Genomic DNA, 23,072 nt, shown 5'->3' with positions numbered 1-23,072 from the left:
GCCATCGCGCGTCATCCTTTCTCTCCCAGCGATGCCAGCGCGGCATTGCCGCCGGCGGCTGCGGTGTTGATCGTCATCGTCTGCTCGGTCGCGAAGCGTGCGAGGTAATGCGGCCCGCCGGCCTTCGGCCCCGTGCCCGACAGCCCGCAGCCGCCGAACGGCTGCACGCCGACGACGGCGCCGATCATGTTGCGGTTGACGTAGATGTTGCCGATCGGCAGCTGACCGACACGGTCGGCGAGCTGGCTGATGCGCGAATGCAGGCCGAAGGTCAGGCCATATCCGGAGGCGGCGATCGCCTGCAGCACGCGATCGAGATCGTCGCCGCGATAACGCACCACGTGGAGGACAGGGCCGAACACCTCCTGCTCCAACTGCTCGGGCCGCTGCAGTTCGAAAACATGCGGCGCCACGAAGCAGCCGGTGTCCGGCGAAGATCCCGCGTAGTGCACGCGAGCGCCGACCTTCATGCGCGCGATGTGCTGGTCCAGCCGCGCCTTGGCCTCCGCGTCGATCACCGGGCCAATGTGGGTCGACACATCGCGGGGGTCGCCGATGCGCAGCTCACGCGCCGCGCCCACGATCATCGCGATGATGTCGTCGGCGACGTCATCCTGCACGCACAACAGCCGCAGCGCCGAGCAGCGCTGGCCGGCCGAACGGAACGCCGAGGTGACGACGTCGTCCGTGACCTGCTCGGCCAAAGCGGTGGAGTCGACGAGCAACGCATTGATGCCGCCGGTCTCGGCGATCAGCGGGAGAATCGGCCCCTTGCGGTTGGCGAGCGCGATGTTGATCGCGCGCGCGGTGTCATAGGAGCCGGTGAAGACGACGCCGGCGATCGCCGGGTGGTTGACGAGACCAGCACCAACGGCACCGTCGCCTGTCACGAGCTGCAAAGCCGATGAGGAAATACCAGCCTCGTGCAGCAGCCGCACCGTTTCGGCTGCGATCAGCGGCGTCTGCTCGGCCGGCTTGGCGACGACCGCATTGCCGGCCATCAGCGCCGCGGCGATCTGCCCGATGAATATGGCGAGCGGAAAATTCCAGGGCGAGATCGCGACGAAGACGCCGCGTGGGCGCAGCCGCAATGCATTCGACTCGCCGGTCGGTCCGGGCAGGCCGAGCTCGGCGCCGAACAGTTTCTCGCCTTCGGCGGCATAGTAGCGGCAGAAGTCCACCGCCTCCCGGATCTCGGCAATGGCATCGTCGAGGGTCTTGCCGGCTTCGACCGCGAGCAGATGGATGAGGCGCGCCCGGCGCTGCTCGATCATGTCAGCCGCGCGACGCAACGCCTTGGCCCGCTCGGCAGCGGTGATCATGCGCCAGGACGTCAAGCCGCCGACGGCCGCCGTAACCGCCCGTTCGACGTCCGCCGCATCGGCTTCGACCACCGTGCCGGCACTCACGCGGGGATCGAACGGACTTGTGAGCTGACGTGACGGACCGTCCTGGGCGACGCCGTCGATGATCGGCGCAGCCGCAGCCGGTGCGGCGCCGGCCCGCGCGATATCGGCACGCAAGGAGGTCAGCGAGGCATGATGTCCGAGCTCGATGCCCTGCGAGTTACGACGCGCCGGACCGTAGAGATCCCGCGGCCGCAGGATATGCGGATGGCGCGCGGCGTCCGGCCTGCCGATGATCTCGGCCTCGCCGGTCACGAGCTGATCGATCGGAACGTTCGGATCGGCCGCCACAGAGACGAATGAGGAGTTGGCCCCGTTCTCGAGCAGGCGGCGGACGAGGTAGGCCAGGAGATCGCGATGCTGCCCGACCGGCGCATAGGTGCGGCAGGCGATGTCGGGATGCAGCTCGCGCAAGCTCGCATAGAGCGGATCGCCCATGCCATGCAGGCGCTGGAACTCGTAGCCACCGCTGCCGCCGGCATCTTGAACGATGTGCGCGACGGTCAACGCGTTGTGGGTCGCGAATTGCGGGAAGATGAGGCCGCGATGCGCCAGCAATTGCCGCGCACAGGCGAGATAGTTCAGATCGGTCATCGCCTTGCGCGTGAACACCGGATAGTCGTCGAGCCCGCGCTCCTGCGCGCGCTTGATCTCGGTGTCCCAATAGGCCCCCTTGACCAGCCGGACCATGAAGCGGCGGTCGTGCGTTGCGGCGAGGTCGGCGATGAAGGAGATGACCTTCTCCGCCCGCTTCTGATAGGCCTGGATCGCCAGACCGAAACCGTCCCAGCCGGCGAGCGCCGGATCGGCCACGGTCTTCGCGATCACCGCCATCGAGAGATCGAGCCGGTCGGCCTCCTCGGCATCGACAGTAAAGTTCAAGTCGTACGACTTGGCCTGCCTCGCGAGATCGATGACCACCGGCACCAGCTCGCGGAGCACGCGCTCGCGGCTGATCTCCTCATAGCGCGGATGCAACGCCGACAGCTTGACCGAGATACCCGGCCGCTCCGGCAACGCGGCATTGCCCGCGGCCCGTCCGATCGCATCGATCGCCGCCGCGTAGGACTGCCGGTAGCGTTCGGCGTCGGGGGCGGTGCGGGCGCCTTCGCCGAGCATGTCGAAGGAATAGCGGAACAGGCGGCCGGTGCCGGAATTGGCGCGGTCGAGGGCCTGGGCGATGGTCTCGCCGAGCACGAAATGGCTGCCGAGCAGCTTCATCGCCTGTCGCGCGGCGGTGCGCACCGTCGGCAGACCGAGGCGGCGGGCGAGGCCCGCCACCACGCTCTCCGGCGTCTCGCCCGGCGCAATCACGCGGGCGGCGAGGCCGAGCGCCCAGGCCGAGGCGGTGACCAAAGGCGTGTGCGACTTGACCTCGTGATGCAGGAAGTCGCTGCGGCCGAGCTTGTCCTCGATCAGACGGTCCGCGGTGTCGTCGCCGGGCACCCGCAGCAGCGCCTCGGCCAGCACCATCAGAGCGAGGCCCTCGTTGGTGGACAGCGAATATTCCTGCAGGAAGTCGTCGATGCCGCCGAAGCGCGACGCCTTGGCGCGGAGGCCCTCGATCAGCCGCCGCGCCAAAGCCTTCACTGCCGGAAGATCGGCGCCGTCCTGGGCGCGCAGCAGGCGGTCGGCGATCGCGACGTCGTCCTCGGCATAGGCAGGTGAGAAGACCGTTTCGGCGGGCTGCGCGTTGGCCATCAGGCGTCGTGCTCCGAGAGCGTGCGCGCAGGGTCCAACTTTGTGATCCATCGCCGCACATGGTCTGATACATTGGCGCGGCAGTTCCCCAGCGCAAGGATTCCATGGCCCGACGCACCGGCAGCGCCGATCTTCCGCTCCATTCCGGGCGCGTCCCGGCCTGGCTCGGCACGCGTATGGCCTCGCTCGGCGCCATCATCACGCAAGCGATCGTGCATCATTACGGCCGCGACGAATTCCTGGCGCGGTTGTCGCATCCGTTCTGGTTCCAGTCGTTCGGGGCCGTGATGGGGATGGACTGGCACTCCTCGGGGATCACCACCAGCGTGATCGGCGCGCTCAAGCGCGGGCTGAAGCCGCTGTCGCCAGAGCTCGGCATCTACGTCTGCGGCGGCCGCGGCGAGCATTCGCGCAAGACGCCCGACGAGCTGCGCCTGCTCAGCGACCGGCTCGGTCTCGACGGCGAAGGCCTGGTGCGCACCAGCAAGCTGGTCGCCAAGGTCGACAGCGCCGCCGTGCAGGACGGCTTCGACCTTTATCTGCATGGCTTCTTCGTCACCGCCGACGGCAAGTGGACCGTCGTGCAGCAGGGCATGAATGGCGAGGCGCGGCAGGCCCGGCGCTATCACTGGCATTCGCCAGGAATCGCCGACTTCGTCGATGCGCCGCATAGCGCGATCGACGGTCCGGCGCAGGGCGAGATCGTCAACCTCACCGACAAGCGCGCCGCGCCATCGCGCCATGCGCAGCTCGAGCTGCTCACCGAGCTCGGCCCCGACCGCCTCGTCACCGAGTTCGAGCGGCTGAGCGCGCCGGCGCCGGCACAGGCGCAAGCGATGCTGCCGCATCTCATCATGCCGGATCATCACGACGTCAGGCCGAAGGACGTGTTCGCACGGCGGCTGCACGGCACCTTGGCCGCCGCCGCGGAGCGCGGGCCGGTCGATTTCCCCGAACTGCTGCTGACACCCGGCGTCGGCGCGCGCACGGTGCGATCGCTCGCCATGGTCGCCGAGGTCGTGCATGGCGCGCCCTATCGGTTCACCGATCCGGCGCGGTTCTCGCTGGCGCATGGCGGCAAGGATCGGCATCCCTACCCCGTGCCCATCAAGGTCTATGACGAGACCATCCGCGTGCTCAAATCTGCGGTCGGCCATGCCAAGCTCGGCCGCGACGAGACGCTGGCGGCGCTGAAGCGGCTCGACGACCAGGCGCGGCGGCTGGAGCGCAGCGCGACCGGCCCTTCGCTCGACGCATTCATCGCCACCGAACGCGCGGCTTCGCCCGAGCTCGACGGCCGCTCGGTGTTCGGCTGGGAGCGCGATCTCATCCAGCGCACCGGCGAGGCGTGAGACCATGCCGGCGCGCAGCGCGGGCGTGCTCGCCTTTCGCCGTCGTGGCGGCGCGCTCGAGGTGCTGCTGGTGCATCCGGGCGGACCGTTCTGGCGCAACAAGGACGCGGGCGCCTGGTCGATCCCGAAGGGCGAGTTCGGCGCCGATGAATCCGCCGAGGCGGTGGCGCGACGCGAATTCGCCGAGGAGCTCGGCACGGAGCTGACCGCGCCGCTCATTCCGCTCGGCGAGATCAGGCAGCGCGGCGGCAAGATGGTCGAGGCGTTTGCCGCCGAGACCGATCTCCATGCCGACGCCATCGTCAGCAACACCTTCGAGCTCGAATGGCCGCCACGCAGCGGCCGTCTCCAGCACTTTCCGGAGGTGGATCGCGCTGCCTGGTTCGATCTGGCTGAGGCGAGGACCCGCATCAATCCGGCGCAGGCCGCGCTACTCGATCGTCTCGTCGAGATCGGCGGAGGGTGAGCGATCACCATCCGCCGCCCGCGATCATGCCGCGCGGACGTTGCCGAGGAAGCGGCCGGTCTGGTTCTTCAATTGATCCGACTGGCTGCCGAGTTGCGCCGCCGCGCTCAGCACCTGCGCCGCCGCCGCGCCGACCTGTCCCGACGCCTCGCGCACGCCGACGATGTGCTGCATCACGCCCTGGGTGCCCTGCGCCGCCTGCTGGACGCTGCGCGCGATCTCCTTGGTGGCGACGCCCTGCTCCTCGACGGCCGCGGCGATGGTCTCGGTGATCTCGTTCATCTGGCCGATCGTGGTGCCGATGTCGCGGATCGCGGTCACGGTGGACGTCGTCGCGTCGCGGATCGCCTCGATCTGGCTGGTGATCTCCTCGGTCGCCTTGGCGGTCTGCGCCGACAGCGCCTTGACCTCGTTGGCGACGACCGCGAAGCCCTTGCCGGCCTCGCCCGCTCGGGCGGATTCGATGGTGGCGTTGAGCGCCAGCAGGTTGGTCTGGCCGGCGATCGTCTGGATCAGCGCCATCACCTCGCCGATCTTCTGCGAGGCATGGACGAGACGCGTGACCATGGATTCGGTCCGGGTCGCCTGCTCCACCGCGTTCTGCGCGATCGAGGACGACTGCGTCACCTGCTTGGCGATCTCCTGGATCGACGACGACAGCTGCTCGGCCGAGGCCGACACCGTCTGCACGTTCTTGGCGGTCTGCTCGGCGGCTGCGGCCACCTTCGCGCTCTGATCTGACGTACCGGAGACGATGCTCGACATCGACTGTGCCGAGGTCTGCAACTCGCCGGCCGCGCTCGCCGTGGTCTGGATCACGCCGCCGATCGAGCGTTCGAACTCGTCGGCGATCCGCGCCAGCACCGCACGCCGCTCCTCGGCCGACTGCTGCTTGGCCTCCTCCTGCTCGGCCCTGATGCGCTCGCTTTCGGCCAGATGGTCCTTGAAGATCTGCAGGCTGCGCGCCATGCGTCCGATCTCGTTGCGGCGATCGGTGAACGGCACCTCGAAGCCGAGATTGCCCTTGGTCAGCTCGTCCATGACGGCGCAGGTCTGGTCGAGCGGAACGACGACGCTGCGTCCGAGCCAGAAGGCTGTGACGGCGGCGACCAGCAGCCCGGCGAGGGCGCCGAGGCCGGCCCACAGCGCGCGCTGATGGACGACGGCATCGATGTCGTCGACATAGGCGCCGGCCTGGATCGCCAGCATCTTGTCGCCGCTGCCATAGGCGCCGACATAGGACATCTTGGGCAGCTCTTCCTTTCCGCCGGCCCGCGGCACCTGATACTCGACGAAGCCGCCGCCGGCGCGCGCGGCGCGCACGATGTCCTGGATCAGATATTTCTTGGTCGAATCCTGGTAGTCCCAGCGATTGACGTTGATGTATTTCGGGTTGGCATGGACATAGGTCACGCCCGCGTCCGACGGTCCGGTGCCATAGACGCCGAGATAGTCGTTATAGGGCCCCCAGCGCATCGCGCCGATCGCGGCGAAGGCCTGCTGACGCGCCTGATCCGCCGGGACTTTTCCGGCAGCAGCGGCAGCGTCGTAATAGCTGAGAACCTTGACGGCTGAGTCGACGAGGTTGCGGACCATGGCCTGCCGCTCCTCGATGACGGTTCCACGCAGCATCAGGATCTGCATGGCGGAGACGGCGAACAGTGCGATCGACATCACGGCGATGATCGCCGCCAGACGCTGATAGACAGTCAGGTGTCGCATTTTCTGATTCTCGTTGCCAGGACTGTATGCACGATACCAAGCTCACATTAATGGTTTGCTATCCGTGCACCCCACGCGCCGGCGAACTAATTAGTCTTTCGCAGCAGACACAATCCAATCGCGAGAGCCAACAAGCCGGCACAACCACAACGCTGCACTCATCCGCGTCCGAAACTAACATGTGATGCTTCTGTGACCTGCCTGCAGGACGAGTTCGCAGGGCCAAGCTCCCACGTCAGGCTCCCACGCGCGTCTTCGGCCTTGCGACGCGCAGAGCGCCCAAGCTTTGTGCAACGAAGCCCTCACCTGATCGAGGGCGCAGGGAAGACCAGGCCTCGGCTGATTCCTGCGGCCCCCGTGCGAAAAGGAATGCACGGGGCAGGAACCACAGGTTCAGCCAGCGCGACCCGGCCTTCCCTGCGCAACGGTGTTACGGCTTATACGCGCTCTCCTCGGTGCACCGGGCTTGTTGGCCACCGTGCCGCGACAGCGCGCTCAAGGCGCACTGCCGCGGGGGATACCAGCATCGGGGTATCAGGACCACGCGACTTCGCCGTCCGTCCTGCGCCACTCGTCAGTCGGCGCCAGCACGTCCATCGCATCCCACCTCAACGCTCCTGACGATGCGCAGCGCCCCTCGTCGATGAGGCGGGACTGAGACAGTGAACCACAATTTCCGATAAAGCGAAAGAACAAATTTGCGCGGGCCGCGGCGACTGTTCCGATGCCTCTGACTCCGCTGCCAAACTTAGTCGTCCGGCGCAGGCCGATCGCACGCTTCCGCGCTTGCCCATCGGGGCCGCGCTTTGCCCGTCGGGCGACTCAGGCTGCTTCCGAGGGGGCCGAGACCTGCTCCGGCCGGCGCTGACGCAACAGCAGCAGCATCGCCACCGCGGCACAGGAGCAGACGAGGCTGAGCGCCAGCGGCGCATTGCTGCCGTAGCGGGTCAGCAGTTCCACCAGGATCGGTGCCGACACCGCCGACAGCAGGTTCATCGGCAGGCCGATCTGCGCCGCGGCCTTGGCGAACGCGGCCTTGTCGTAAAACACCAGCGGCATGGTCGCGCGCGCAACGGCCAACGCACCGGTGCCGAGGCCGTAGACCAGCATGAACATCGCGATCGCGACGTGCGAGCCATGGCTGAGCATCAGCAGCAGCATCGCGGCCGGCAGCGCCAGGCCGGCGACGATCGCGGTGGTGATGCCGTCCCAGCGGCCGCCGCCGAGGAAGTCGATCGCGCGGGCGCTGATCTGGATCACGCCCAGCATCGAGCCGAAGGCGATCGCCTCCGCGGGCGAGAGGCCCTCGGCCTTCAAGAGCTCGATCAGCACGGCGCCCATGCCGAAGGCGACGAAGGCGTTGAGGCCGGAGGCGCCGACGAGCAGATAGAAGGTGCTGCGCGCCGGCGTGGCCGCAGGCGCGCCCGCGGCCGCGCCCGCGTCAGCCGGCAGATGATCATGAACCCGGCGCGGCAGAAGGAACACGATCAGCGGCAGCGACACCAGGAGCAGCAGGCCGGCATAGACGAGGCAGGTGCTGCGCCAGCCGATGTGCGCCGACAGCGCCGACGTCACCGGCCAGAAGATGCTGCTGGACAGGCCCGTGACCAGCATCAGCGCGCCGATGGCCCTGCCTGCGCGCCGTCCGGCGATCTCGTTGAGGACGATGTAAGAGGCGGTCGAGAGCGTCGCGCTCCCGGCGATGCCGAGCAGCAGCCAAGCGGCATAATACGTCAGCGGCCCCTGCGCGACCGACAGCAGCACATAGCCGGGCGCCGCCAGCACCGTGCCGACGATCATGACGCGGCGGCCGCCCTGCTTGACGAACGGCCGGGCCAGCAGCGGCGAGCACAGCCCCATCGACATGTACAGCACCGTCGTGCTGGCGAAGATCGCCGTCAGATCCATCTCCAGATCCGCCGCCATCGCCCGGCCGATCACCGCCGGCAGGCTGAGCGTGCCCCAGGCGATCAGCTGGGTGACGGCGAGCACGACCAGGACGCGCAGGATGGAAGGATCGGCGATGACGGGGGGCATGCGGCGGATGAGGGGCATTGCTGGGAGGGCGGCGTCGGGCGCGAGGCGGGGCGCGACGTCGCTTTTAATGCATTCGGACTGCCCCAGCCCCGCTGTTTCGGAATTGCCCCCTGCCGGGGATGGGGTGCTGGACGGCGCCTCACGGGCCGCGCGGCGAAATGGGAGCCAAGGCTCGCCTGGAACGGCGCTCCGGGTCGGCGGTTGACAGCAACCGTCACAACGAGAGCGGCGCGATGCCTGCCTACAACATCTTTCGCCGCGGACTCCTGAAGGGCACCGCGGCCGCCACGGCCTTTGCCATGCTCAACCAGGCGACCGCGCAGACCGGCCCTGGTGGCAATCGGGACAGCCGCTCCGACCCCGGCCCGCGCGAGTTGCACGGCCAGCCGGTGCCGGAGCCGCCGCCGGAGAAGAGCGCCGGACCGATCCGGCCCGGACGCGGCTCGTCCCTGGCTGGAAAGGTCGCGGTCGTCACCGGTGCGGCGCGCGGCATCGGGCGGTCGATCGCGGTGGAGATGGCGGCGAACGGCGCCGACGTCGTCGCCCTCGACATCGCGGGACCGGTCTCGACGGCATCGAATGCGGCGCCCGCGACGCCGGAGGATCTCGCCGAGACGGTGCGCCAGATCATGGCCTATGGAAGGCGCGGCGAGAGCATCCGGGCCGATATCAGGGACATCGCCGCCCTGCGCGCCGCCGCCGATCACGTCGAGCAGACCTATGGCAAGATCGACATCGTGGTCGCCGATGCCGCGATCCAGCGCTGGAAGCCGCTGCTGGAGATGGACGACGCCGACTGGCGCGACGTGATCGACAACAACCTCAACGGCACCGCCAACACCATCCGCGCCTTCGCGCCGAAGATGGTGGCGCGCAAGAGCGGCCGCATCATCGTGCTGTCGTCGATGCAGGGCAAGCACGGCACCAGGGACGCATCGAGCTACTCGGCGTCGAAATGGGGCATTCTCGGATTGATGAAATCCGCAGCCCTCGAGCTCGGCCAGCACAACATCACCGTCAATGCTGTCATCCCCGGCCTCGTCGACACCGCGCTGACGCGCTACGAGGCGCGGCTGAGCGAGGCGATCCGCGAGACCGGCCGCGAGGCGCCGGCGAACCCGACGCCGCAGCAGGCCTGGGACGCCCGCGCGCCGACGGTCGCGCTCAAGGTCGGCTGGCTGCAGCCCGACGACATCTCACCGGCCGCGGTGTTCCTCGCCTCCGATGCGGCGGCGATGGTCACCGGCGCGGAGTATGAGGTGACGGCCGGCGACAGCGCGAAGGATATCTGAGGACGGCGATCAGCCGACCGCCAGATCCCGCGCCGGCTCCGCCAGCCATGGCACCTCGGGCAGCGCCATCAGCGCGGGCTTGGCGAAGTAATAGCCCTGGAACAGGTTGATGCCGGCCGAGCGCAGCACGGCGAACTCGGCCGCGCTCTCGACGCCCTCGGCTAGCACGGCGATATCGAGCTGGCGCGCCATCGCGGCGACGCCGGACACGATGACCTGCTTGGCATGATCGCGATCGATGTCGCGCAGCAGCTCCATGTCGATCTTGATCAGGTTCGGCTGCAACCGCGCCAGCAGATTGAGACCGGCATAGCCGGCGCCGAAATCGTCGAGCGCAGTCCAGAAGCCGAGCTCCTTGTAGCTCTTGACGATGCGCTCGACATGGTCGGGGCTCGCCATGCGCTCGTTCTCGGTGAACTCGAACATCAGGTTCTCTGACGGAAAGCCGGCGCGCTTCGCCGCCGCCAGCGATTTCTGGATGCAGGCGCGCGGCTCATAGACCGCGTTGGGCATGAAGTTGATCGACAGGCGCGCGGAGTGGTCGGTGAACAGGCGTCCCGCGGTCTCGATCGCCAGCACGCGGGCCGACTGGTCGAAACGATAAAGCTGCGCCTCGGTGAGCTGCGACAAGACGCTGTGCGCGCCCTCGCCATTGGGCCCGCGCACCAGCGCCTCGTAGCCCCAGATCCTGTTCGCGTTGACATCGACGATCGGCTGAAACGCCATCTTGAACGCAAACGGCAGCTCGATTCCGTCAGCGCATCCCGCGCATGGGCCCGCCATGTCGTTCTCCCCGGTTCAAGCGGGAAAACTACGGTGGAGACGTTAACAAATCAGCCGAGTGATATCCCGAGGCCGGAACCGGCTGTACGGCCAGGTCATGGTTGCGAACGGCCGAGGCGACCGGGATTCCGAAGCCGCTCCGCGCATTGGCGATGGCATCACGACCGATGCCGTCCCTGTCGGCTCGCGTGTAGCTTGTCGTTCATGCGAATGCTCAAACGCCGGGCGTCTGGACGCAGCGCCGCGGCGGATTGAATTGTAACCGCGTCACGAGGTGGTATCGCCGGCGGACACATAGGCCGGGCGCCGGCGGCGAAGATGACAGGCTCATGACCCCGGCACACATGCGCCCCAGGGCGCATCGAAAGGGATCCGGAGGGGATCCGAGGCAAGCCCAAGGCCATCTGCGATGGCGATCATGATCGCGCGAGAACCGCGGCCCGACGGCTGACGCACCGATGGTTGAAGGTTTTTTGACATACCACTCGTGTTGACAACCGCGATCAACGACCAGATACTTTGCAGATAAGAAGCCCGTCGATCGTTTACTTATACGCCTTTTGATTTTTGACGGATGACGCCTGTTCATCCCGCATCGCAGAACTCGACCGCGCCTCCCAGATCGTCTCGCGCCTGCCCCGAAATCCTTTTTGACAGAGGATGACATGCATGCCCGACCTCAACGACCTGCGTGACTTTGTCGACGGCGTCCTGAGCCGCGACGGACACGATCTGGAGGCCGTCAAATCGGCGGCCAGCGCTGCGCCGGCGCACGCTGGCGTCGAATCCGTGCCGGGTGTCGAACCGGTGCCGGGTGGGGCGGGACGATCCGAGAGCGCGATGCTCGAGGCGATCATCAGCCTGCACCGGCCGGTCTTCCCGATCAGCAACGATCTCGTTCAGCCCGATCTGATCTCGAATGGCCTCGATCCCGAAACCTCCGAGATGAAGAAGCTCGTCGAGGCCAACGCGGCGCGCATCAACAAGACCATTCGCGCCATCGGACGCATCGATCTGCCCGGCGACGAAGTCTATCCTTGGGCGGGCACCGGCTGGCTCGTCGACAGCGAGCTCGGCAGCGATATCATCGTGACCAATGCGCATGTGGCGGTGTTGTTTGCCGAGGCCAGCGCCTCCGGGATCGACTTTCGAAAGCTCCCGTTCCTGCCCGACAAGCCCGAGGCGCCGATCCTCGATTTCCGCAGGGAGCGCAGCGCTGCGCCGCCGCGCCGCTTCGACGTTCGGGAGGTGATCTACATCGGGACGCCGAACCAGCTCGATGTCGCCTTCCTGCGCGTGGCGAAGACGGGCCAAGCCAGCGTCGACGCGGATCGGCTGCTGGCGGGACCGCTCGCCCTGGCAGCGGGCGATCCGAAAGACGGGCTTCCGGTCGCAACGATCGGCTATCCGGGCACAGACCGCGGCAACTATGACGTCGAAACGTTGATGCGCATCTTCGGCAATGTCTTCGATACCAAGCGCTGTTCGCCTGGCAAGATCATGGGGCGGGATTCGCGAGGTCTCACCCATGACTGCTCGGCGATGCCGGGCAGCTCGGGCTCGGCCATCATCGACCTTGCCACCGGCGATGTCGTCGGCCTGCACTTTCAAGGCACGCCATTCCGCTCCAATCACGCGGTGCCCGTCGCGACTCTGAGAACGCTCATTCGCGAGCGCCCCTGGCGCATCGTCGCGAGAACGGACCGTCCTTCCGAACATGCGAGCGACGCGCAGGCGCCGCTGCCGAACCGACCCAGCCCGGATCTTGATGGAGCCTCGCCGATGAAGGCATCGATTGTTGAGAGCAGCGGCGGCGTGACAGTCACGTTGCCGCTCGAGATTACAGTGCGGATCGGCGGCCGCCCCTCCGGCGACGCGGCACCGCAAGCGAAGGCAGATGCCGCGCCGCTGTCGCTCGAGGCTGCGGCCAAGCAGGTCGGCGAGCTCGTGGGCAAGCACCCGGCCATCGTGCGGGTGCGCGGCACCTATTTGTTCGACTCCAGCGGCAAACTCACGGACAAGAAGGGCGTCGTGGTGCAGGTCCGCCCCGAGGCGTCGCGCAATGCCGCGGATTACGGGCTGCCGCAAGCGCTGGGCGGTGTGCCGGTCTCGCTCGAACTGGTCGACCTTCCCACCCTCGCGGGCAAGCTCGCCGGGGAGGACGCTCGTGGTCAGGGCCTCGAGGCGCCCGCGACGATGCAGGCCTACGCGCGCGATCTCAACGATGAGCGATTCAACCTCGATCCCGTCACCGCCGACATGAAGCTCGTCCTGCATGTCAGTCCCGAGGCCGGCTGGCGCGAGCTGTCGAAATTCCTGGCGAACGGCGACGGCGACCGCATGACGATCGGGATGTACAACTTCACCGCGCCACACATCATCAGCGCAGTCCGCGACGCGGTGACGACGAGCGGCCGCGACACGATCTTGACCCTCGATCGCAAGTCGGACGATATCGGCACGGGCAACAAGAAGGACGACTGGCCCGAAGAAAAGGTCATGAAGACGCTGAAGCGGGATGCCAAGACTCATTTCGATTGGACCCCTGCATCGGTGTCCGGTCCGGGCCGGCTGTTCGCGACGTCCTACCACATCAAGGTGGCGGTGTTCGGGAAGGACGAGACCGCTAGCAGCTTCTGGCTTTCGAGCGGCAACTGGGCCTCTTCGAATCAAGCGCCGTTCGACGACGCCGATCATCCTCTCGACGATCTCACATGGTCGGACGTCAAGAGCTATGACCGCGATTGGCACGCCGTGGTCCAGTGCGAGCGGCTGGCGACGACGTTCCAGAATCATCTCAAGCAGGACTTCGCCGATTGCCGGGCCTTGGAAGGACAAGAAGCCGCCGCGGCGCTCGCCCCCGAGCTCGTCGTTCCGGAAGATTACTTCCTCGAAGCGCCTCGCGCGGTCAGGGCGTACAAGCCGTTCGCGCCGAAGGTGATCGAGAGGAAGATCACCGTTCAACCCGTGCTGACGCCCGACAACTATCCGGAGGTCGTCGTTCCGCTTATCAAGAGCGCGCGAGACAGCGTGCTGTTCATCAACCAGTCCTTCGACGTGAAGGACGAGATGCCGCCGCACTATCAGAGGCTGCTCGAAACCCTGCTGGACCGGCAGCAGGCCATCCGCGACGTGCGCATCATCTTCCGCAGCGGGTTCGGCAAGGAGCGTGACATCTTCCGCAACGCGGTGGAATTCGGCTTCGACAAGGACAAGCTGCGCTTCTTCAGCACATGCCACACCAAGGGTATCGTCGTCGACCGCAAGAAGGTGCTGCTCGGGTCGCAAAACTGGACGGGATCCGGGACGAAGTTCAATCGCGATGCAAGCCTCCTGATCGAGGACGAGGAAGCCGCCAAATATTTCGCCGAGATCTTCGAATTCGACTGGAACAACGTCGCAACCGACCGCGTGGCACCGGATCACGGCCCGGGTCAGCCGGTGCGAACCCGGCATAGCGACGAGGAGGCAGCCGTGCCGCTCGGCCTGCGCACTGTCTCATGGGGCGCGTGGGAAGGCAGCTGACGATGGCCAGGAAGAGCCGCAGCACGAAGACGCCGCCCAAGGACGCCGCCACAGCGGACACGCCCGCCGGAGTCACGTCTTCTCCAGCCACGTCGCCTCCAGTCACGTCCACCATGGCCGTCATTTCTGCCGCGACGCGACGGCGGCGCGACGGCCGGATGACGGAGACGAACGGCGGCAGCTCGATCGAACGCGTGCCGGGCTTCAACGCGTTGCGGCCGATGACGGCCGGCTTTGACACGGCCCGCGTGTCAGGCCCGACCCTGCTGGCGTCGGTCGCGGACGGCGGCTTCTTCTCCATCGCCCCGCAAGCGCTCGTCGGGACCGCGCCGCCGCTGCCGGCCTACGGAGCGACCGGCAAGCCCGAGGACGTGATCGGCGTCGACGACCGGGTGATCATCCCCGACACATCGCTGACGCCCTGGCGCTGCATCTGCCACCTCGAGATCACCTACACCTCCGGCCAGGTCGGCTTCGGCACGGGATGGTTCGCCGGAGAGCGAGCCGTGATCACGGCCGGCCATTGCCTCTATGCGCGGCCGACACCGACCCAGCCGGCGCGGCGCGCACGGCAGGTCCGCGTCATCCCCGGTCGCAACGGAACGCTCGCGCCGTACGGCTATGTCGTCGCCGACAAGTTCGAATGGCACGCGAAATGGGAGTCCGAGAAGCAGGACGAAGACGCGGCGCCCTACGACTACGGCGTCATCTACGTCGATCACGAGGTCAACCGGGCGCCGTTCGGCGAGCGGATCGGCTATTTCGGTCTGCGCAGCTACGACAAGGACGAAGAGAAGCTTTTCGACATGGCGATCGTCAACAACGCGGGCTATCCGCACGAAGCGACCAAGCCCTATGGCACGCTGTGGTTCAACGCCGGTCGCGTGCACATCCCGGACACCGCACCTCGCGATGACCGCTTCCTCGAATACATGATCGACACGACCGGAGGCGACAGCGGCAGCCCCGTCTTCCTGCTCGATTCCACCGCCAATCAGCGCTACGTCGTCGCAATTCACACCACCGGCAACTTCATCAATCGCGGCGTCCGCATCACGGCCGAAGTCTACGACCAGATTCTTGCGTGGACCAAATAGGCCCGGATCGCGTCGCACGGCCCGCGTCAGGACGACGTGGCAGGGGCCGAGGATGTTGTGTCGACGATTCGGACCAGCTTGGGCGCTCTCTGACGCAGTGTGGCCGAAAAATGTCCAGATGAGCCCTTCGGGCGCGGCTTCGGACTCTGTCAGACGACCGCGAACAGGACCCAGAGCTGGCGGAGAGAGTGGGATTCGAACCCACGGTACGGTTTCCCGCACACACGCTTTCCAAGCGTGCGCCTTAAGCCACTCGGCCATCTCTCCGGCGGCCCTCTCTTGGCGGGGTCGGGGGCGTTTTGCAAGCGGGGCGGAGGCATCCGGGCCAAATTTCCCCCAAATGGCTGATAAAAATCACCAATCCGGCCCCGCCGGGGCCGGGTCAGCGCCGTCCGCAAGGCCGTCACGGCCCCGGTGAACCGGACCCCGTCACGCCACGACCACTGATTTGCGCCGTGATGCCCCGACCGACCGTCTCTTGAGGACCCTGCCATGTCGTTGCCTGCTCGTTCGTTGCCTGCCCGTGCCCGCTTCGCTCTGCTCCTGACCGTCGTGCTCAGCATCGTCGCGGCCGGCGCGGCCCGGGCCGATCAGTGCACCAAGCAAGGCGTCGACGTGACCTGCGACGACGGCCGCAAGGGGATCTGGCAGGGTGATGCGATCCTGTGGCCTGATGGCACCAAGTCCAGCCTGAAGCCGCATCCGTCGGTGATCATCGGCAACAAGGCGTCGGTCGTGGTCGGCCCCGGCGTGTTCGTCGGCCAGGGCAACGGCATGGTCCCGATGGACAATCCGAGCTCGCCGAACAAGCTGCGCTGCGCCGTTCTCGACGGCGTCTCCTACTGTCACTGAGCCGATCGCGACTGCCGGCCGGCCGCCGCGATCCGTGCAGCTCAGTGATAGCGGGCGGTCGACGACATCAAACGGCTGCCGAGGAAGCCCGCAGGCGCGGCAGGCAGGGGTTCGATCTCGGCGGCGTCCTGGGTGTCGCCCTCCTGCAGCCCTTCGAGGAAATCCGCAAACCACTGCTGTATCGAATGCCGGCGCAGCTTGGTCATCATGATCTCATAGCGCATGCGCCGCTCGTTGAGCGGCATCGACAGCGCCATCGCGATGGTGCGCGCCATGCCGTCGATGTCGTGCGGATTGACCAGCAGTGCGGCATCGAGCTCGTTGGCGGCGCCGGCAAACTTCGACAGCACCAGTACGCCGGGATCGGCCGGGCTCTGCGCCGCGACATATTCCTTGGCGACGAGGTTCATGCCGTCATGCAGCGGCGTGACGACGCCGACCTGCGCGCTGCGATACAGACCCGCCAGCACGGCCTGGCCATAGCCCTTGTTGAGATAGCGGATCGGCGTCCAGTCGACCTCGCCATGGCGGCCATTGACCTCGCTGACGAGGCGGGCGACCTCGCTCTGCAGGTTGCCATAGGCCTCGATCGACTCGCGCGATGGCGTTGCGATCTGCAGCAGCGATGCGCCGCGCAGCAGCGTCGGATGCATCGTCCACATCCGGTCGAAGGCGTTGATGCGGTTGACGAGGCCCTTGGAGTAATCGAGCCGGTCCACGCCGATCGCGAGCTTCTCGCCGTGCAGGCTGCGGCGCAGCCGCGAGACGTCGGGATGCGAAGCAGCCTTCGCCGCCTGTTGCGCGAATTTGTCGGCATCAATCCCGATCGGAAACACCGCGAGCCGTGTGCGGCCATGCAGCGACCTGACGACACCGTCGCGAACCTGCAGCCCGAGATCGGTGCGCAGGCACGCGATGAAATTGTCGCGGTCATCCTCGGTCTGGAAGCCGATGAGATCGTAGGCGAGCATCGCGGTCACGAGATCGCGGTGATTCGGCACGCTGTCGATGACGCTGCGCGCGGGCCACGGCGTATGCAGGAAGAAGCCGATCGGGCTCCGGACGCCGAGCGTGCGCAGCTCCTCGCCGAGCGACAGGAAGTGATAGTCCTGAATCCAGAACAGCGTGTCAGGCTTCTGGAACCGCAGCAGCGCACGCGCCACGAATGCGTTGACCTCGCGGTAGGAGCGATAGTCGTCATGCGACACGCTGATCAGGTCGCTGCGCGAATGCAGCGCGGGCCACAGCGCAGAATTGGCGAAGCCTTCGTAGTAGCCGGCATAATGCGCGGCCGGCAGGTCCAGCAGCGCCACCGCGCCGGCGCCCAGCTGTTCGACCTGCGCAATCGGTTCCATCTGTGCGCCATCGCGCACACGGCCGGAGGAACCTACCCAGACTGCCCCTGAATTCTCCACAACGGGCAGCAGAGCTGCCGCAAGTCCGCCGGTCATTGGCTCATTGGCTTTGCCACGGGCCACCCGATTCGAAACCACGACGAGGTTCACAGCTCCCCTCCTGTTGGTCATGTCGGTTAACAACCGTTCATCAATATGGTTCCGGGCCACCCTTTCAACCAATTGAAACCAAATTCAGGCAACCGCGCGGTGTAATCACAGCGCGCAGCAGGTCAGAACATTTCTAAGCAATGACAACGCATGGCAATCGCAGGCGCCATGCAGATGGAACTAACAAATGGACCTACGGCCCCATGCAGCGCTCACCGCGATGAAGTCCTATTAGTTCCATCTCCGGCGAGCCGTGCGAGAAACGCGCGCACGTCATCCGGCGCATCGAAATGTCCGTCGACGCCGAGCGCCCGGCGGCCGACCGAGAACGACAGGCCCGCATAGTCCGGCATGATCGCGAACACCGTTTCATCGGTGACGTCGTCGCCGATGAAGAACGGCTTGCGTCCTTCGAACGGCGCGCGGCGCATCAGTTCGCGCACACCGCTCGCCTTGGTGAAGCCGGCATGCTTGATCTCGCAGACACTCTTGCCGGGCAGCACCTCGATCGGCGCGCCGGGCAACTCGGCGCGGATGCGCGACACCTCCTCGTAGATCGCCTTCTCCGCCTGGGGCGCTAGGCGATAATGCAGCGCCAGCGAGTAGCCCTTGTCTTCCAGCAGAATGCCGGGACTGAGCTTGGCGATCGCGGCAAGCCGGCGCTTCAACTCCTTGTCGAGCGGCGGCGCCTTGATCGAGTCCGCCTCATTGCCGCCGGCGAGCCGCATCTCGGCGCCGTGACCGCCGACGGCGGGGTAGACCTCGGGCGCAAAGATCAGATCGATATCGTTCAGCGAGCGGCCGGACACCAGCGCCAGCGCGCCGGAGGTTCTTTGCAGTAGAGTATTCAGCGTCTCCATCAGGCCCGGCGGCACCCATACTTCGCGCGGCGTCGGCGCCAGGTCGAGCAAGGTGCCGTCGATGTCGAGCAGGATCGCAACGTCGCGCAGATGCGGCACGAGGCTGAACGGCGTCGGCACGATCTCGGCCGGCTCGGAAACGCCGGAGACGACCAGGTCGGAATTCTCAGACATCATCATCTACTCCATCACGGCCAGCGGGCGCGCGACCTGCTCGAGCGACTTGCGCTCCGCCGCAATCGCATAGCGCCAAGCGATCAGCGCCGCCACGATCATCAGCGCCGCGCCAAACAAATAACCGGCGAACACCGCTCCGCGCGCGCCGGAGTCGAGCAGCGCGCCGAACAGCGCCGGTCCGGCGACGCCGCCGATGCCGGTCCCGATCGCATAGAACAATGCGATGGCGAGCGCACGCACCTCGAGCGGAAAATTCTCGGATACGGTGAGATAGGCGGCGCTGGCGGCGGGCGAAGCAAAGAAGAAGATGACCATCCAGGCCGCCGTCTGTGTCTGCGCGCTCAAGACTCCGATCGAGAACAGATAGCCGGTCAGCGCCAGCAGCACGCCGGAGACACCGTAGGTGAAGGTGATCATCGCGCGGCGGCCGAGCGTATCGAACAGGCGGCCGAGCAGCAGCGGCCCGAGCACGTTGCCGGCCGCGAAGGGCAGGATGTACCAGCCGACATGGTCTGACTTGATGCCGTAGAAGTCGGTCAGCACCAGCGCGAAGGTGAAGAAGATCGCGTTGTAGAAGAACGCCTGCGCGATCATCAGCGTGAGGCCGACCAGCGAGCGCTGGCGATAGACCGAGAACAGCGTGCGCGTGACCTCGCCGAGCGGCGTGTGGTCGCGCATGCGCAGCCTCATCTTGGGCAGTGCCTTCGCGCGCTCCTCATGATCATGGCCGGTGACCTCGCGCTCGATCGCGACGACGATGTCATGCGCCTGCTCGGGATGGCCATGAATCATCAGCCAGCGCGGGCTTTCCGGAATCCACATCCGCATGATCAGCACGACCAGGCCGAGACAGGCGCCGATGCCATAAGCAAGGCGCCAGCCGACATCGGGGCCGGCGAAGGCGGGATCGAGCAGCACGATGGCGCCCACGGCCCCGAGCGCGGCGCCGAGCCAGAAGCTGCCGTTGATCATCAGGTCCGTCCAGCCGCGATAGCGCGCGGGCACCAGCTCCTGGATGGTGGAGTTGATCGCGGTGTATTCGCCGCCGATGCCGGCGCCGGTGAGGAAGCGAAACAGAGCGTAGGTCGCGACATTCCAGGACAGCGCGGTGGCGGCGGTCGCGGAGAGATAGAGCGCCAGCGTGATGAAGAACAGTTTTCTGCGGCCGATGCGGTCGGTGAGCCAGCCGAAGCCGAGCGCGCCGAGCACGGCGCCGGCGAGATAGGCGCTGTTGGCGAGGCCGATGTCGAGATTGGAGAAGTGCAGGCTCGGGCTCTGCTTCAGCGCGCCTGACAGCGCGCCGGCCAGCGTCACCTCGAGGCCGTCGAGCACCCAGGTGATGCCGAGCGCCAGCACCACGCGGGTGTGGAACGCGCTCCAGCGGAGGTCGTCGAGCCGCGCGGGAATGTTGGTCTCGATGATGCGGTCGTCGGCCGGCAGCGGCGTGCGCCCGGCTTCGCCGGGCGGCTCTGAGGTGATGACGCGCAGATGCGGGAACGATGCCTGCCGGGGTGCCATGGAATCCCACTGCGACGGCGCGAGACGGCACCGACAGCTTGACCGGAGAGGGTGGAGCAAATGCGGCAGCGTACGTTTGCCGCTGCGACCCAACGTCCCGGTGGGCGGGGGGTTCCCGGAACGAAGATGGGAACCGCGCGCTCAGTGCTCCGGCGGCACAGTCCGGCTAGGGAGAGCCCGGACAGCGCGACACTCTCAGATGTCGTCCCGGGCAAGCGAGCGCAGCGAGTGCGACCCGGGATCCATAGCGCGTGATGCCCGATTGGGGCACGCGATGGCTACCACCCGTCAAACAGCCGCCGCGGAGTATGGGTCCCCGCGTTCGCGGGGACGACGGCGGAGAATGACGCAGCCACTCGTCCAATATCGGCCGGCAATGTCGCGTGCGGGCACGCCGCCGCGGGCGCTCGCCCTCACGCCGCCCGAATATTCGCCATGAACCGGTTGAGCTCCTCGCGCAGCCTAGCGCTCTCCGACGACAGCGACTGGGCCGAGCGCAGCACTTCTTCGGAGGCCTCGCCGGTCTGCGTCGCGCCGCGATTGACCTGGGTGATGTCGGTCGCGGCGGCCTGCGTGCCCGCGGAGACGCTCTGCACGTTCCTGGCGATCTCCTGCGTCGCCCCGCCCTGCTGCTCGACCGCGGTCGCGATCGACGAGGCGATGGTCGAGATCTGACGGATGGTGCCGCCGATCTGCTTGATCGCGGCAACCGACTCCTGGGTCGCCGCCTGCATGCCGGAGATGTGGTTGGAGATGTCGTCGGTCGCCTTGGCGGTCTGCTCGGCCAGCGACTTCACCTCCGAGGCCACCACGGCGAAGCCACGCCCGGCATCGCCGGCGCGGGCGGCCTCGATCGTGGCGTTCAGCGCCAGCAGGTTGGTCTGCTCCGCGATCGCCGTGATCAGCTTGACGACGTCGCCGATCTCCTGCGCGGCGCGCGACAGCTTGCCGATGCGGCCGTCGGTTTCCTCGGCCTGCATCACGGCCGATTCGGCGATGCGGCTGGACTCGCGGACCTGGCGGCCGATCTCGTTGACCGAGGCCGACAGCTCGTCGGTCGCGCTCGCCACCGACTGGATGCGACCGGTGGCCTGGTCGGACGTGCCGCTGACGCGGCTCGCCAGCGACTGCGTGGTCTCGGCGGTCCGAGTGAGCGTCGAGGCGGCGTGTTCGAGCTGCTGGGCCGAGCTCGATACATTGGAGACGATCGAGCCCACAGCCTGCTCGAACTCGTCGGCGAACCGGATCAGCTCGGTCCGGCGCGCCGCGCCGGCCGCCTTGTTCTGGGCGTCCTGCGTTGCAGCATCGCGTTCCGCCTTGGCCACAGCCTGGACCTTGAACTCTTCCACCGCCGCGGCCATCTCGCCGATCTCATCGCTGCGGCCAAGCCCCGGCAGGCGGACGTCGAAATGACCCGAGGCGAGCTCGCGCATCGCCTTGCACATCGAGATCATCGGCTTGGAGATGCCGTTGCCCAGCATCAGCGCCAGCGCGGCACCGAGCGCGAGGCCGCCGACGGCCAGGATCGCGATCAGGCGCTCGATCTCGCCGATCGTGGCATTGGTGGACGCCTCGATGCGCTGCTGGTCGGCAGCCAGATCGGACCTCAGGCCATTCGAGAGCGCGAGGATTTCCGTGGCTGCACTGCCCATGTCCTGCACCAGCTTCGCCAGCGCCTTGGAATTGTCCGAGAACTTGATGAAGGCGGCGCGGTACTGCTTGATGAGGTCGCCGAGCTCGGTGACGCGCTGCGTGATCTTCTCGTCATTGGCGTAGATCGTGACCAGCGACGTCTCGAGAAAGCGCGTGCGGGCAATGGCGCCGTCGGCCGTCTTCGGATCCGGCTTGGCGAGGAAGGTGCCGATCAGAGCCGAGGCGGTCAGATACTGGCCGGTCAGGTCCTTGGCCGTGGTCTGTACGGACGGAAGACCGGCCAGCGCGGCGGTATCGGCCAGATCATCGAATTTGAAGCGGATCTTGTTGCCGATGATTCCGATCTGGTCGGTCGCCAGCTTGGCATTCTCCCGGGTCAAAGCGAGGACGTCGGAGAAGATCTTCGCGAAGGTCTGAAACTGCGCCTGCAATTTGCCGAGCTGCGCGCGGCGATCAGCCGCGCTGGTCGCCGCCATCGACTTGTCGATGGCCGCCTGCAGCGACTGCTGAGCTGCGGTGGCGGCGGCCTCGTCCTCCGGCTTTCCGGTCAGCGCAAAATAGCGCGCGAGCGCCTGGTATGACATCAGCTCGCGGTCGATGTTGCGGGCGGCATCGGCTTCCGCAACGCTGCTGCGATATGTCGCCACCGCCCCGGCGACCCGCTCGAAGCCGAGATAGGAGAAGCCGATGCTGGCAGCCGAGATCGCCAGCACGACGGCAAAGCCGAGCACGATCTTGCCACGAAAGCGCAGGGTCAGAAAATTGGCACGCCGCGACTGCAGCGCAAATTGCGCAGACATTCCCACCCCCGACTCGACGTTCTTTAATATTAGCCCAGCACAGCCGCCCGGCGGCACGCACCGAAGCGTGATCAAAACTACGTCACAATGGCTAAGGCGCGGTAAATGATGGGCACTGGCATACAGCCTGCAGGTCGCAGGAGAGCTGCGCCCGAGGCCGCAGCGGAGCTGCGCCGGAGGTCGCAGCCCGGTGCTGCCGGCAGAGGGTTGCCGCTGTCAGCGGCAGGACAGATGCGACCGAATCGCCGCTGCCGCGCGCACGACGCCGCAATGACATCTCAGACGAAAATTCGAGTTGCAAAGTTTTGAGGGCGCTGTTTCTAATC

At 66.8% G+C, this 23,072-nt stretch carries 14 protein-coding genes and 1 tRNA gene; 6 read left to right on the top strand and 9 right to left on the bottom strand.

Translation table 11 applies throughout. The features are described 5' to 3' along the window. Nucleotides 1-11 precede the first annotated feature (11 nt). Complete coding sequence (gene putA / locus NLR35_RS26570) at nucleotides 12-3,107, bottom strand: bifunctional proline dehydrogenase/L-glutamate gamma-semialdehyde dehydrogenase PutA (RefSeq protein ID WP_257169493.1); 3,096 nt, start codon at nucleotides 3,105-3,107, stop codon at nucleotides 12-14. A 104-nt stretch (nucleotides 3,108-3,211) separates the two neighbouring features. On the opposite strand from putA, the gene NLR35_RS26565 reads away from it, so the two are divergent. Both NLR35_RS26565 and NLR35_RS26560 read left to right on the top strand, forming a co-directional pair. After that, nucleotides 3,212-4,459, top strand: a complete 1,248-nt coding sequence (locus NLR35_RS26565) for a DUF763 domain-containing protein (protein ID WP_257169492.1) — start codon at nucleotides 3,212-3,214, stop codon at nucleotides 4,457-4,459. A gap of 4 nt (nucleotides 4,460-4,463) precedes the next feature. Continuing rightward, nucleotides 4,464-4,925, top strand: a complete 462-nt coding sequence (locus NLR35_RS26560; protein ID WP_257169491.1) for an NUDIX domain-containing protein — start codon at nucleotides 4,464-4,466, stop codon at nucleotides 4,923-4,925. 24 nt (nucleotides 4,926-4,949) lie between these two features. On the opposite strand, the gene NLR35_RS26555 is transcribed toward NLR35_RS26560, so the two are convergent. Further along, nucleotides 4,950-6,647 (bottom strand): methyl-accepting chemotaxis protein, encoded by a 1,698-nt coding sequence (locus tag NLR35_RS26555; protein ID WP_257169490.1) that lies wholly within the window; start codon nucleotides 6,645-6,647, stop codon nucleotides 4,950-4,952. A gap of 822 nt (nucleotides 6,648-7,469) precedes the next feature. Beyond that, nucleotides 7,470-8,684 (bottom strand): MFS transporter, encoded by a 1,215-nt coding sequence (locus NLR35_RS26550; protein ID WP_257169489.1) that lies wholly within the window; start codon nucleotides 8,682-8,684, stop codon nucleotides 7,470-7,472. Nucleotides 8,685-8,917: 233 nt separating this feature from the next. On the opposite strand from NLR35_RS26550, the gene NLR35_RS26545 reads away from it, so the two are divergent. Further along, on the top strand, nucleotides 8,918-9,976 hold the full coding sequence (locus NLR35_RS26545; RefSeq protein ID WP_257169488.1) for an SDR family oxidoreductase: 1,059 nt from the start codon (nucleotides 8,918-8,920) through the stop codon (nucleotides 9,974-9,976). A gap of 9 nt (nucleotides 9,977-9,985) precedes the next feature. Here the strand turns inward: NLR35_RS26545 and NLR35_RS26540 are convergent, their stop codons facing one another. After that, complete coding sequence (locus NLR35_RS26540) at nucleotides 9,986-10,759, bottom strand: EAL domain-containing protein (RefSeq protein ID WP_257169487.1); 774 nt, start codon at nucleotides 10,757-10,759, stop codon at nucleotides 9,986-9,988. Nucleotides 10,760-11,428: 669 nt separating this feature from the next. Here NLR35_RS26540 and NLR35_RS26535 point away from each other — a divergent pair. Beyond that, nucleotides 11,429-14,284, top strand: a complete 2,856-nt coding sequence (locus tag NLR35_RS26535) for a phospholipase D-like domain-containing protein (protein ID WP_257169486.1) — start codon at nucleotides 11,429-11,431, stop codon at nucleotides 14,282-14,284. Between the two features lie 158 nt (nucleotides 14,285-14,442). Further along, on the top strand, nucleotides 14,443-15,381 hold the full coding sequence (locus NLR35_RS26530; protein ID WP_257169485.1) for a serine protease: 939 nt from the start codon (nucleotides 14,443-14,445) through the stop codon (nucleotides 15,379-15,381). A 177-nt stretch (nucleotides 15,382-15,558) separates the two neighbouring features. Here the strand turns inward: NLR35_RS26530 and NLR35_RS26525 are convergent. Further along, nucleotides 15,559-15,648: transfer RNA gene (locus NLR35_RS26525), tRNA-Ser, on the bottom strand. A gap of 225 nt (nucleotides 15,649-15,873) precedes the next feature. Here NLR35_RS26525 and NLR35_RS26520 point away from each other — a divergent pair. Further along, nucleotides 15,874-16,233, top strand: coding sequence for a hypothetical protein (locus NLR35_RS26520; RefSeq protein WP_257169484.1), 360 nt, complete (start codon nucleotides 15,874-15,876; stop codon nucleotides 16,231-16,233). A gap of 41 nt (nucleotides 16,234-16,274) precedes the next feature. On the opposite strand, the gene NLR35_RS26515 is transcribed toward NLR35_RS26520, so the two are convergent. From NLR35_RS26515 to NLR35_RS26500, 4 genes are all read right to left on the bottom strand, one after another. Next, the gene (locus NLR35_RS26515) at nucleotides 16,275-17,738 is read right to left on the bottom strand and encodes a trehalose-6-phosphate synthase (protein ID WP_257169483.1); all 1,464 of its coding nucleotides are present in this window, start codon (nucleotides 17,736-17,738) and stop codon (nucleotides 16,275-16,277) included. Nucleotides 17,739-17,950: 212 nt separating this feature from the next. Beyond that, complete coding sequence (gene otsB / locus NLR35_RS26510) at nucleotides 17,951-18,775, bottom strand: trehalose-phosphatase (RefSeq protein ID WP_374940864.1); 825 nt, start codon at nucleotides 18,773-18,775, stop codon at nucleotides 17,951-17,953. 3 nt (nucleotides 18,776-18,778) lie between these two features. Continuing rightward, nucleotides 18,779-20,293, bottom strand: coding sequence for an MFS transporter (locus NLR35_RS26505; protein WP_257169481.1), 1,515 nt, complete (start codon nucleotides 20,291-20,293; stop codon nucleotides 18,779-18,781). Nucleotides 20,294-20,706: 413 nt separating this feature from the next. Further along, nucleotides 20,707-22,746, bottom strand: a complete 2,040-nt coding sequence (locus NLR35_RS26500; protein ID WP_257169480.1) for a methyl-accepting chemotaxis protein — start codon at nucleotides 22,744-22,746, stop codon at nucleotides 20,707-20,709. Nucleotides 22,747-23,072 lie beyond the last annotated feature (326 nt).

It is taken from the genome of Bradyrhizobium sp. SRS-191, assembly GCF_024586915.1.
Classification (GTDB): Bacteria; Pseudomonadota; Alphaproteobacteria; order Rhizobiales; family Xanthobacteraceae; genus Bradyrhizobium.
This window is presented reverse-complemented; position numbering and strand designations above follow the sequence as displayed.